General features: G+C 43.4%; 12 protein-coding genes. 3 read left to right on the plus strand and 9 right to left on the minus strand.

Translation table 11 applies throughout. The features are described 5' to 3' along the window. Positions 1-2: 2 nt before the first annotated feature. Together nadC and nadB are read right to left on the minus strand one after the other, a co-directional pair. Positions 3-836 carry a carboxylating nicotinate-nucleotide diphosphorylase gene (gene nadC, locus EP737_RS09290; RefSeq protein ID WP_129727697.1) on the minus strand — a complete coding sequence of 278 codons (834 nt, stop codon included), beginning with the start codon at positions 834-836 and terminating at the stop codon, positions 3-5. A gap of 13 nt (positions 837-849) precedes the next feature. Beyond that, positions 850-2376: an L-aspartate oxidase gene (gene nadB / locus EP737_RS09295; RefSeq protein ID WP_129727698.1), complete on the minus strand. Its 1527-nt coding sequence runs from the start codon at positions 2374-2376 to the stop codon at positions 850-852. Between the two features lie 130 nt (positions 2377-2506). Between nadB and EP737_RS09300 the strand changes: the two genes are divergently transcribed. Next, positions 2507-3655 (plus strand): IscS subfamily cysteine desulfurase, encoded by a 1149-nt coding sequence (locus tag EP737_RS09300; protein WP_129727699.1) that lies wholly within the window; start codon positions 2507-2509, stop codon positions 3653-3655. Further along, complete coding sequence (locus EP737_RS09305) at positions 3652-4197, plus strand: transcription repressor NadR (protein ID WP_129727700.1); 546 nt, start codon at positions 3652-3654, stop codon at positions 4195-4197. Before EP737_RS09300 ends, EP737_RS09305 begins: the two co-directional genes overlap by 4 nt. A 55-nt stretch (positions 4198-4252) precedes the next feature. On the opposite strand, the gene pheA is transcribed toward EP737_RS09305, so the two are convergent. The 5 genes from pheA to EP737_RS09330 form a co-directional block, all read right to left on the minus strand. After that, a complete protein-coding gene (pheA, locus tag EP737_RS09310) occupies positions 4253-5131 on the minus strand; it encodes a prephenate dehydratase (protein WP_129727701.1) in 879 nt (292 codons plus the stop codon). Positions 5132-5236: 105 nt separating this feature from the next. Next, complete coding sequence (locus EP737_RS09315; protein WP_129727702.1) at positions 5237-7162, minus strand: ABC transporter permease; 1926 nt, start codon at positions 7160-7162, stop codon at positions 5237-5239. Then, positions 7137-7913, minus strand: a complete 777-nt coding sequence (locus tag EP737_RS09320) for an ABC transporter ATP-binding protein (RefSeq protein ID WP_129727703.1) — start codon at positions 7911-7913, stop codon at positions 7137-7139. The genes EP737_RS09315 and EP737_RS09320 overlap by 26 nt, the downstream gene beginning before the upstream one ends. Before the next feature lie 84 nt (positions 7914-7997). Next, the gene (locus EP737_RS09325; protein ID WP_129727879.1) at positions 7998-9059 is read right to left on the minus strand and encodes a sensor histidine kinase; all 1062 of its coding nucleotides are present in this window, start codon (positions 9057-9059) and stop codon (positions 7998-8000) included. Between the two features lie 5 nt (positions 9060-9064). After that, the gene (locus EP737_RS09330; RefSeq protein ID WP_129727704.1) at positions 9065-9766 is read right to left on the minus strand and encodes a response regulator transcription factor; all 702 of its coding nucleotides are present in this window, start codon (positions 9764-9766) and stop codon (positions 9065-9067) included. Positions 9767-9816: 50 nt separating this feature from the next. On the opposite strand from EP737_RS09330, the gene EP737_RS26740 reads away from it, so the two are divergent. After that, positions 9817-10014, plus strand: a complete 198-nt coding sequence (locus tag EP737_RS26740) for a BBE domain-containing protein (protein ID WP_342772898.1) — start codon at positions 9817-9819, stop codon at positions 10012-10014. 225 nt (positions 10015-10239) lie between these two features. Here the strand turns inward: EP737_RS26740 and obgE are convergent, their stop codons facing one another. Both obgE and EP737_RS09345 read right to left on the minus strand, forming a co-directional pair. Continuing rightward, positions 10240-11523, minus strand: coding sequence for a GTPase ObgE (obgE, locus tag EP737_RS09340; RefSeq protein ID WP_129727705.1), 1284 nt, complete (start codon positions 11521-11523; stop codon positions 10240-10242). A gap of 14 nt (positions 11524-11537) precedes the next feature. Further along, on the minus strand, positions 11538-12074 hold the full coding sequence (locus EP737_RS09345) for a sporulation initiation phosphotransferase B (RefSeq protein WP_129727706.1): 537 nt from the start codon (positions 12072-12074) through the stop codon (positions 11538-11540). Positions 12075-12110 lie beyond the last annotated feature (36 nt).

Below are 12110 nucleotides of genomic sequence, written 5' to 3' on the forward strand. Positions count from 1 at the left end.
TGCTATTCTTCAATATTAAAGCTAATATCAAGCGCCTTTGCCGAATGCGTTAGCATTCCAAGTGAAATATAATCAACCCCGGTTTTACCGTACTCATGCAAATTCGCTAAGGTGAGGCCGCCAGATGCCTCCGTTGTAATGCTGCTTGGCACAAGAGCCGCAAACTCCTTTACCTCTTCTGGTGTACGATTATCAAACATGATAATATCTGCGCCTGCTTCGATTGCCTCAAGCACCTGTTCTTTTGTTTCCGTCTCTACTTCAACCTTCACCATGTGGCCAAGCTGCTGTTTCACAGCCGCCACCGCCTTTGTAATGGAACCGGCAAACGCGATATGATTGTCTTTAATCATCACACCGTCATACAAACCAAAACGGTGATTATAGCCGCCGCCGCACGTTACAGCATATTTATCAAACATACGCAAACCTGGCATTGTTTTTCTTGTATCGCAAATGCGCGTATGCTCGCTATCAAGCCGTTCTACTGCTTCTCTCGTCAACGTGGCGATACCGCTCATGCGTTGGATGATATTTAAAATAACCCGTTCACCTGTTAACAGCTGTACAATTGGTCCGTACACTGCCCCAAGGATGTCCCCCTTCTCCACGCGATCGCCATCTTTTTTGTAAAGCTCAATTTTAATATCGGTGTCAAGCAGATGGAAGCCAGCCGTAATCACGTCTGTACCGGCAAATACACCGCTCTCCTTCGCAAGAAAAGTTCCCTTCGCCTGCATGTTTCCTGGAAAAATAAGCTGTGACGTTACATCACGCTCTCCGATATCCTCCATAAAAAATTGCTGCAATGCGTGTTTCAATTTTAACGAATTCATGTTATCCCCCTTATCATGCAAACGACAGCATGGTCTCTTTTGACAATACAATCGGCTTTGGTGCCTCACTTCTATTTGGAAAATCGCTTCGATAATGTCCGCCTATACTTTCTCTTCGTTCTAACGCAGCTGTCACTATAAGCCATGCGGCTGTCATCATGTTATACACTATTACTTGCTCGTTTGTTAACACCTCGTACGGAAGCGCTTCACCGGCTGCTGCAGACAAATAGCATTCAATCCACTGCTTGACTTCCTGCAGAGATTGCTCCGTTCGGACGATACCAGCATGCTTCATCATCATTTCCTGCAAATCTCCCTTAGATGGAAGCATAATATCTGGGAAAGCAGCTTGATGATTTTGCGTTCTTGGCTGTATCCTTGTAGTCGGCTTTGTAAGCAAATACTCTCCAAGCCGTTTACCGAACACAAGGCATTCTAACAAGGAGTTACTTGCAAGACGGTTTGCGCCATGTACTCCATTACATGCAGCTTCTCCGACAGCATATAATCCTGGCACTGTTGTTTCACCGTCCAAATTTGTACGAATGCCCCCCATATGAAAATGAGCGCCCGGCACGACAGGAATACGACCTTCCTCTAAAGAAATTCCGTTGCTTTCACACAAAGAGGCAATGGTCGGAAAGCGTGAGGCAAAACAATCAATCATTGTGATGTCCAAATACACCTTTTCGCCCCTTAAGATTTGCTCATGAATCGCGCGTGCTACAACATCTCTTGGCGCAAGCTCCTTTTGCTCATGGATATCTTCCATGAAACGCTCACCCCGGGAATTATAAAGGAGTGCTCCTTCTCCGCGCACCGCCTCCGAGATAAGACCACGGCACTCTCCATCTACATACAGCATTGTCGGATGAAACTGCACGAACTCTAAATCGACCAGTTCCGCACCAGCTCGGTATGCCATCGCTAGTCCGTCTCCTGTTATCGTACCGTTGTTAGAGCTGAATGAATAAAGTGAGCCGCTTCCGCCTGTTGCAAGTACGGTATGAGAAGCATAGTAATGTTTCACGCTACCCTCTTCGTCTCTCGTTATTACCCCGAGGCATCTGCCGTCTTCAACAATTAAATCTAGCACCATTTCATTTTCAATGACCTGCACTCGATCAGAAAGATGCTGCAATGTATGCTGCATAATCTTTGCCCCGGTAGCATCTCCACCCGCATGAAGAATTCTCCTCATACTGTGCGCCCCTTCTTGCCCAAGACTTGGACCTCTCCCATCTCCATCAAATACCATACCATCTTGAATTAAACGATGGATTTCCTGCGATCCTTCCTGAACCAAATACTGTACTGCAGCTTTATTGTTATAGTGGCAACCGGCAAGGAGTGTATCTTTGTAATGCGATGTCCAGTGATCTTCTGGTGCAAAAACCGCAGCAACCCCGCCTTGTGCCATATTTGAATTGTTATGATATTTCGTTTTTTTTGTGATAAGCATCACATTCTTTGAGCGACTAAGCCTATTCGCTGTCTGCAACGCAGCCAACCCGCTTCCAACAATTAAGACGTCCATTTTGTACGCCTCCTGTTTCCACTTTTTTTACTGTCTTGACACCTATATTTACATATATTTAAACTAATGACAAGACCTTTTTATGAAAAGGTAAAAGAAAGCAAGTATTCTTCTATAGAGAGGGGCTACAATTATGATATACATGGACTACGCAGCAACAACCCCAATGAGCGAGGAAGCCTTGCAGACTTTCATACAGGCCTCCCAGCAATACTTTGGCAATGAACAAAGCTTGCATGATACAGGAACATCTGCAGCAGCCTTGCTGCAAGCCTGCCGGAAAGACTTCGCAAGTATGATTGGCGGTAAAGAGCAGGGTGTATATTTTACAAGCGGCGGCTCAGAATCGAACTATTTAGCCCTTCAATCTTTGTTGGCTGTGCACGGACCGGGAAGTCATATTATTACAACCGAGATAGAGCACGCTTCCATTCGAAACTATTTTCGAGAATTAGAAAAGCAAGGATATCATGTTACGTATTTACCTGTTGACCAATACGGGATGATTGATCCACAGATATTAGAAAATTCCATAACAGAGCAAACTGTATTGGCAAGCATTCAGCACGCGAACTCAGAAATCGGAACAATTCAAAATATTGAAAAAATCGGATTGATATTGAAAAAGTATAATGTAGTGTTTCATACCGATTGTGTACAAACATTTGGAAAAATCCCGATTGATGTTCAGAGTATGCATATCGACAGCTTGTCTGTTTCTGCGCATAAACTGTACGGACCAAAAGGAGTCGGTGCTTGCTATATAAATCCTCAGATCCGTTGGCAGCCTGCATTTGAAGGCACATCTCATGAAAGTGGATTTCGTCCCGGTACTGTTAATGTACCCGGTATAGCCTCCTTCATTACAGCAGCTCGCCATATGACAGAAAAAATGGAGGAGGAAGCGGCTCGCTTACAGCAGCTGCGCCGTTTGTTTGTGGACGGATTACACTCTATGGGCTACTCAATTTCGGTGGAGGGTCATCCAACGTCTTGTTTGCCCAACATTGTAGGCATTACTATCAAAGGAATAGAAGGGCAGTATACAATGCTCGAATGTAATCGTCACGGTATCGCTGTTTCCGTAGGAAGTGCCTGCCAAATCGGAAAGCAAGAACCTTCCAAGACGATGCTCGCTATTGGCAAGGAAGTAGAAGAAGCAAAGCAATATGTCCGCTTTTCTTTTGGCGTCCATACAACAGAAGAACATATTTATAAAACGCTAGAGGTACTCAGAACAATGCTTCAGCAATTTTTTAAAGGAGTCAGCTTGACATGAGTGAAAACGAACAAAAAAAAATATTGGGTGAGGAACGAAGACAGCTTATTTTACACTGGTTGATGGAAACGGAAAAACCGTTATCTGGCGGAGAATTATCAAAGAAAACAAATGTTAGCCGACAGGTGATTGTACAGGATATTTCTCTCCTTAAGGCACGGAACGAACCGATTATCGCAACAGCACAAGGATATATGTATGTAAGGCCCCTCGCTCCAAAGCAGCGCTTCGAGCGAGTCATCGCCTGCATGCACCGACCTGAGCAGGTTGAGCAAGAGCTGACCATTCTTGTCGACCACGGCGTTACAATTCGGGATGTAAAGGTTGAACATCCGGTTTATGGAGACTTAACAGCACCTATCTTTGTTAGCACGCGCAACGAGGCAGCGGAGTATTTAAAAAAAATAAAAGAAACAAACGCAGCCTATCTATCACAATTAACCGGCGGCATTCATCTTCACACGATCGAAGCCGATTCCATCCGTAAACTAGATGACGCATGCCGGGCTCTTGACGCAGCAGGATTTCTCGTAGAAGATTAAGAAAAACTGAGCACGGGAAAATTATACTTTAAGAAAGCATAAAAAGCGCAAAGTCTTATGACTTAGCGCTTTCGTTTTGTTTAAAGGAATAACACGGATAGCTTCCAAGAAAGCTCACCGAACAACCAAGTGCTTCCAGCTCCGCTTTCGCTCCTGATAAAAGGATGCTATCGTGCTCCCCTTCAACATCAATTAAAAAGAAATAGTTTCCAAGCCCGGTTTTCATCGGACGAGACTCAATCTTGGAAAGGTTAATTTTACGCCATGCAAATGCGGCAAGCACCTGATACAACGCACCGGCATAATCAGACGGCAACGTTACCATCAGCGTTGCCTTTTCCCCGCAATAATCCTCGTTTTTTTGGAATTTTCTTTCTGGCGTTTGATGCAAAACGATAAATTTTGTATGGTTATTTTGATGCGTATGAATGCTGCGCTGTACAATTGCCAGACCATATTTCTCAGCTGCTGCCTCATTCGCAATCGCTGCAATATTCTCCTCTGGATGCTGCGCCACAAGCCGTGCTGCTGCGCTTGTCGATGTTACATCCTCAACTGGCGTTCCCTTTAAATGCTGACTTAAAAATTTGTGACATTGCGCAATCGCGTGTGGATGAGAGTATACCATCTTCGCCTCTCGCCATGCATCGGCATGGCTTGGATGAACGAGAAGGTGCTGCTGAATCGGCACTGTAATCTCTCCCACAATCGGGACCGGCTGCTCGTGCACGAGATAGTCAATGGTAATATTGACTGAGCCCTCAATCGCATTCTCAAGTGGTACAACCGCATAATCAATTTCTCCAGCTGCAACCGCATCAATGCAATCAGGGATTGTGACATAGGGAATGCTTACTTCTCCCGGAAAGAAACGCGTTACAGCCATGTTGGTAAACGTTGCCTCCGGTCCTAAATATCCAATTCGATAACCCAATGATGTTCGCTCCTTTTTCACTCATTATGCTCTTAGTTATACCATGGATACACTTTTCCTTCTATATATTTTTCTAACATTCATCTAAGGAAAAAAGCTCTAAGGCTAAATATGCTTCATATATTCTCGCTGTGCCAGTAAAAAATATAGAAATGCTGCCGTGCAGTATATCCCAATCACAACAAGGCTTGTTTGTAATAAATTAATATCCAGCATATGGCTTAATGAATACAGAGCAAACACACTATGCAGCACACCCGTAAGAATTGGAATAAAAAATACGATTCCCATTTGCCAGATAGCAACCCGATTGATTTCCTTCCCCGTCATCCCGATGCGCAGCAACGAATGAAACTGGGAACGATCCTGTTCAATATCTGTGAACCATTTGAAATATGTCATACTGCATGACGAAAGGAAAAATAAAACACTAATGAAGCCGCCGATAAACAGCGTCAGCGCACCAGATTGCTTAACCTCTAGAAACGGCAATATCCTCGTGTCAAATATCTGAACAGGTCCGGTTCTTCCCTCAAAGCTGCGAGACTCTCCTCCTGTTCCCGTCACCTGCTGCTGTAACTCTCGCGCAAGTTCCTCTGTTTTTTCCCAATTCTTAATCTCATAGGCGTAATAGACATATCGCTCACCTTCTGGTACAGACATAGCAAATTTTTTATAGTCCTCATCATTCACCAAAAAGCACAGCTCGGATGCAAAAATAGAATCTGCCTCCTGTATATTTAGCTTCATCTCGTGCTTTGCTCCCATGAGCGTAAAAACAAACTGGGAGCCTTCATAAAAACGGAATTCACCGTACGCATCCGGGTACAGGAGCACACCGCTTCCCGGCTGGCTATGCCACTCCCGTTTGCCAAGCCGCTTCGCTTCAGTATTATACAATGCTTCTGACACAATCATAATATCCATTTCTTTCCCTTTTATAGAAGAGAACTTTGCGGGAAGCTGTTCAATACTCATTTCCCTCGCATCGGAAAATCCGTACTTTTGCAGCGTTTCCTGCAATCGCTCAGGCTGCAAAACGGTATGCAAACCAATTCCCTTCTCTGTATACGAAAATGCATACGGCCGACCTTCTGTTACCTTATGCTTCAAATCCGCATAATACGTCAGCATCGCTCCTGTCGCCGAGACAACAAGCGCGGTTAAAATTGAGATCGTAAACAAAAACCTTGCATTGTCTGTCATTTTATATATAAGATTGCTAATGACAAACAAGTTTGGATATTGGTAAAATAAGCTCTTTTTACGTTGAAGTGCCTTTAAACATGCTACGCTTCCTTGCGTAAAGAGAAAGTATGTGCCAATCGTCACAAGACCAATGACTGGATAGAAAAATTTCCCGAAATTTACTAGCGTTACACGAATGGATAAAACATAACCAACTGTAATACATACTATCCCTAATACAAGCAGCCATCTGGAGTAAAACGGTTCAGTCCGCTCTTTCCGAGCATCCTTCAATAGCTCTACTACTTCTAGCCTTCGAATAGCCCCCACTCCCAATGACGATAGTACAAAGAATAATAGAAAATACGTTACAGAAGTTAATAGAATCGCTTTTCCATTCCAAACAAATGGGATAGGGTTTTTGACCTCAAGCAGTGTACTCATCATCATAAAAAATAACTTTGAAAACACCATCCCTATACCTACACCTATGACAATCGATAAAAGCCCTATCATCATTTGCTCTAGTATAACCATGCGGGCAATTTGCCTTCTTGTAGTGCCGATGAGCGTTAACAGTCCCAGTTCTTTCTTCCGTGAACGCAGAAATGTTGTATTGGAGTATAAAATAAAGAGCGCAGAAAAGACAACAATTAAACAGTTACAAGCGCCAAGCCCCTTTTGTACACGCGGATTAATCACGCCGTTTGCCACATCAGGATGGTAAATAAACGATGCGTACATAAAGAAAATAATAATGGAAAAGCAACTGCTATATAAAAAGGCTTTATAGCTGCGCCAATTCCCTTTTATATTTTTAAAGGCGAGATGACGAAGGTTCATGATAATCCCCTCCTATCATTGCCAATACATCTAAAATTTCCTGAAAAAATGAATGCTGATTCTGTCCCTTACAGATTTCAGAAAAAATTTCTCCATCGCGGATAAATAAAATCCGCTCACAATGGCTAGCAGCAACCGGATCATGCGTTACCATCACAATGGTCGCTTGCTTTTGCTCATGCAGCTGCCCAAGTGCTGTCATAAGAGATTTTGCTGACTTAGAGTCTAAGTTTCCGGTCGGTTCATCAGCAAGCAGCAAGGAAGGCTCATGAATCATCGCGCGACCGGCTGCTGCTCGTTGCTGCTGTCCGCCCGATACCTCATACACCTTTTTGTGTAAAACGCCTGTAATGCCAAGAAAGTTGGCAATTTCCCCTACTCGTTTTTCAATTTCTGTAACAGAACGACGATCCATCACAAGCGGTAAAATCATATTCTCCTGAATGGTTAAGGTATCAAGCAAATTAAAATCTTGAAAAATAAAGCCAAGATGCTTTCGGCGAAAACCTGCAAGCTTATCCTTTCTTAGTTCACTCACATCCTGGGTATTGATAAGGATTTTTCCAGAGGTTGGCTTATCGATTGTGGCAAGCAGATTAAGAAGCGTTGTTTTCCCGCTTCCTGACGGTCCCATAATCCCGACAAACTCTCCCTTCTCAATCTTTAAGTCAATTCCTTTTAAAGCAGTTGTTACTACTGCTCCCTTTGTGCTATATACCTTTGTAAGTCCCTTTGTTTCTAATACACTCATATTTCATACCCCTTTCTCTACCCTTACTATAAGGGAATATAGAAAGTGAAACGAGTGATTCTCCTTACAAATTCGCGAGTTATCTTACATTTTTGTCACCTGGGATAGCATATTATAGTAAGCCTCATCCTTAGTAAATGCAAAGCTTACCGTTGTTCCTGCACCAACCTCGGACCTAATAGTAAGCCGATGGCCCAGCCTATCACAGGCATGCTTAGCGATATACAAGCCCATCCCTGTTGCTTCTCTTGTCTTTCTTCCGTTCACTCCTGTAAAAAAAGGCTCAAACACCCTCCGAATATCCTGTTTTGGAATCCCAATGCCGTTATCAATAATATGTAATTCACTCTTATTGTCTTTGTTTTCAATGCGTAGCTCTATGTATTTCTGCTGCTTGCCGCTAATACTCGTATACTTTAGCGCATTCCCGACAATCTGCCATAATGCCGCTGTCAACCACTTACGGTCTGTTTGAATGACAGACTCCTGTTCCGCCCCTTGTAGTCGCGGATATACACCATGCTGAATAAAAAGTCTCTTATGCTCATTAATAAATGCCCGGACAAATTCTCGTAAATCGAGATTTTCAATTTTATAGTCCTTTTCAAATCTTTCTAGCCTAGCCAGCTGCAGCGCCAAATCCAGCCCTTGTAAAATTCGTTCATTTTCCTCGCGAATTTGCTTGAGGAGTTCAGCATCACCACTATCGGCAAGCCCCTTTTGCACAAGCAGCTCAATAACAGAAACAGGGGTCTTCATTTGATGAATCCATTGATTCAGGAAAATAACCTGTTGCTGCTCCTTTGCTTCCTTTTTCTGCATGCTGTCCATATATTGCTGTCTCATAGAAGTTAACGCCTCTAGCAGCAGCCTCTGCTCATGATAAGGCGGCTCTTGAATAGCAAAAGAATCCGTGAGTTCCGTTCCCGCTGCAACATAGTGCTCAAGCTGCCTAATAAATCGTCTTCGTTTCCAATAGACTTGTCCTAGCAGCAGCAAAAGCAGAAAAGCTGATAACGAGATTCCATATAGAGTTGTTGACGTCTCAAGTGACTTCCTATGAACATATAAATCGAGCTGCACAACTAGAATAAACAGTACATGACTAAGAATGTATATAAGGAGAAAAGGAAACCAGTCGCGCATATATTTCACTGCTCTTCCCCCCACTCACTTGTAAAAGAATATCCATAACCCCTCTTTGTCACAATTGCACCGATAATCCCAAGTTCCTCCAATTTATTGCGAACACGCTTTACATTAACCGTAAGCGTATTATCATCAACAAACGCACTTTCGTCCCAAAGCGCTTCTAACAGTTCTTCTCTTGCGACGTACTGATTGGCTTTTTTCACTAGGCATGACAGTAAATTATATTCGTTTTTTGTTAGTTCTACTTTTCGATCGTTCCATTGCACCATATGCTGGGCAGGAAAAAGTAAAAGCCCATTAACGCCATAGGAATCCTGCTCATTTCTCGCCGCATATTCCCCATATACTCTCCGCAGTGCTCCCTTTATTTTTGCCATTACAACATCAAGATGGAATGGCTTTGTAATATAGTCATCACCGCCATACTCAATTGCTATTACCTGATCCATATCTCCCGTTCGCGCAGAAATAAATAAAACGGGTACATTTGACACTGTACGAATTTGCCGGCACCAATAAAAGCCATCAAAATATGGCAAATTCACATCAAGAAGTACTAGATGTGGACTATACATCAAAAACTCCTGCTTAATCTCCTGAAAGTTTTGCACTACATATGAGCTATAGCCATATTTTTGCACATGCTCCTCTAAAATACGTGCAATTTTCTCATCATCTTCTACAATTAGGATTTTGTACATGAGAAGCACCCCCCTCTTTTATTATAATAAAGAAAACTCGCTGACGTTAGATGAAAACAGGGGTGTTGTTACATGCCTATCAGGTTAAGAGACAGTCATCCCTCAAAAACGTGCTAGAGGCGGAGGAGAAGATAAATTTTGGAAGAGAATATTACGGTGCAAACTTTGCAAGACTTCGAGAAGTAAAGGCGAAATATGATCCCGAAAATTTCTTTCATTTTCCACAGAGTATACCACCAGCTTATTAAATAGTTTATTCGTTTTGTAAAACAAAATAAAGAAAACTCGCCGATTGGCGAGCCCTGCTCTTGGGCGAAGACAGAGGCGTAGTTGCCCTTATATTGTATTCCTAAAATTTCCGACTACGTCTAATTCGCGTCTAGCTGGAAATTGATACTTTCTTACAGTGTAAAATGAACTGTAAGAAAGTATCAATTCCCATAGCACAAAAAAGCTGCCTATGTTTGGCAGCTCTACTCAATAAATTCAAACTCATATTTCATAATTCGCACGGTATCTCCATCTTTTGCTCCGCGCTCGCGCAGCGCTTCATCAATGCCCATACCGCGCATTTGACGAGAGAAACGGCGAATCGACTCATCACGGGAGAAGTCTGTCATCTTAAACAGCTTTTCCAGCTCCGCACCAGACAGTACCCAAGCACCATCACTATCGCGTGTAATCGTAAACGGCTTCTCTTCTTTTTGGAACTTGTACATCACATTTGTTGCTTCCTGCCCAATTTCTTCAAGCGGGAATTCAGGTGTTGTTTCAAGAAGATCAGCAATTGTAAATAACAAGTCACGCAATCCTTGGCGAGAAACAGCCGAAATCGGGAAAATTTTCACATCATCCCCTACCTGCTCTTTAAAAATACGCAGGTTTTCTTCCGCTTCTGGAATGTCCATTTTATTCGCTACGATAATTTGTGGACGTTCAGTGAGTCGCAGATTGTACTCCTTCAACTCGTTATTGATCGTCACATAGTCCTCGTATGGATCGCGTCCTTCCATTCCAGACATATCAATGATGTGTACAATTACACGCGTACGCTCGATATGCCTTAAAAATTGATGTCCAAGTCCGACTCCCTCGTGTGCGCCTTCAATCAATCCCGGCAAATCAGCCATAACAAAGCTGCGACTATCCTCAGTCTCAACCACACCTAGATTCGGAACGATCGTTGTGAAATGATATGCTGCAATTTTTGGACGTGCTGCTGATACAACAGATAGCAGAGTAGACTTCCCAACGCTTGGAAAACCGACAAGTCCTACATCAGCCAACACCTTTAATTCCAACGTCAAATTACGCTCTTGCCCCGGCTCACCGTTTTCTGCGATTTCTGGCGCAGGATTTGCCGGTGTTGCAAAACGAGTATTACCGCGACCGCCTCGTCCACCCTTGGCGACAACAGCCTTTTGGCCATGCGTGACCAAATCAGCGATCGTCTGACCTGTATCCTCATCCATTACCACTGTTCCCGGCGGTACCTTGACAACCATATCCTGAGCATTCTTACCATGCTGGCCTTTACTCATACCGTGCTCACCGCGCGGTGCCTTAAAATGCCTTTGATAACGGAAGTCCATCAACGTGCGTAATCCTTCATCGACGATAAATACAACGTCAGCACCCTTGCCGCCGTCACCGCCTGCTGGACCACCCTCTGGTACATATTTCTCGCGGCGGAATGCTACCATTCCATTCCCACCATCGCCGCCTTTTACATAAATCTTGACCTGATCGACGAACATAATTTCACCACTCTTTATTTTTCTTTCAGCTGCAGCGCAACTGATCCTTCTTCGTTGTCTAATGAATATGAAACAGAAAACACACTGCTTTCCTGCTTTGCAAGCCATTGTGTCATCTTCTCTATAGAGGTTAGCTTTCCACGAAAATCAAAAAAGAAACGAATATCTTCCTCCTCCTGATCAACCGTTACGCAAAGGTGATTTTCTTTACGCTGATCTAAGCAAGGATGCAATACAGAGAGGAATCGTTTCGTCCAAGCTGTTAGTTCTTCATCTAAATGGGATAAGGTATGTATGTCACTTAGTATTTCGTATTCCAAGGAGCATGGTTGAGGTTCCCAGCTATAGGTAAGCAAAAGCTCGGCAAACAGAGGTGTTTTCAAATTCATCAGACGCGCTTCCTGCTGCGATTCACCTACGAATTCTTCGATAAGCTCATGCACGCGCTCTGTACTACCAAGTGAAAGATGCGCTTTGACCAGCTGCAATCGATTCAGCCAATCGTGACGCGAATGTCGCAAAGCATCTAGAACCGTCCACTTTTTATCCATCGGTTTACCCCTCTTTAATATAGAAAAACTCTAACC

Source organism: Ectobacillus funiculus (genome assembly GCF_004138295.1).
GTDB lineage: Bacteria > Bacillota > Bacilli > Bacillales > Bacillaceae_G > Ectobacillus > Ectobacillus funiculus.

Excerpts from the sequence above, each read along its gene's own strand:
- EP737_RS09330 (WP_129727704.1), bottom strand. The coding sequence starts at position 9,766 with ATGTACAAAATCCTAATTGTAGAAGATGATGAGAAAATTGCACGTATT.
- EP737_RS26740 (WP_342772898.1), top strand. The coding sequence starts at position 9,817 with ATGAAAACAGGGGTGTTGTTACATGCCTATCAGGTTAAGAGACAGTCA.
- obgE (WP_129727705.1), bottom strand. The coding sequence starts at position 11,523 with ATGTTCGTCGATCAGGTCAAGATTTATGTAAAAGGCGGCGATGGTGGG.
- nadC (WP_129727697.1), bottom strand. The coding sequence starts at position 836 with ATGAATTCGTTAAAATTGAAACACGCATTGCAGCAATTTTTTATGGAG.
- EP737_RS09315 (WP_129727702.1), bottom strand. The coding sequence starts at position 7,162 with ATGAACCTTCGTCATCTCGCCTTTAAAAATATAAAAGGGAATTGGCGC.
- EP737_RS09345 (WP_129727706.1), bottom strand. The coding sequence starts at position 12,074 with ATGGATAAAAAGTGGACGGTTCTAGATGCTTTGCGACATTCGCGTCAC.
- EP737_RS09325 (WP_129727879.1), bottom strand. The coding sequence starts at position 9,059 with ATGCGCGACTGGTTTCCTTTTCTCCTTATATACATTCTTAGTCATGTA.
- EP737_RS09320 (WP_129727703.1), bottom strand. The coding sequence starts at position 7,913 with ATGAGTGTATTAGAAACAAAGGGACTTACAAAGGTATATAGCACAAAG.
- EP737_RS09305 (WP_129727700.1), top strand. The coding sequence starts at position 3,652 with ATGAGTGAAAACGAACAAAAAAAAATATTGGGTGAGGAACGAAGACAG.
- nadB (WP_129727698.1), bottom strand. The coding sequence starts at position 2,376 with ATGGACGTCTTAATTGTTGGAAGCGGGTTGGCTGCGTTGCAGACAGCG.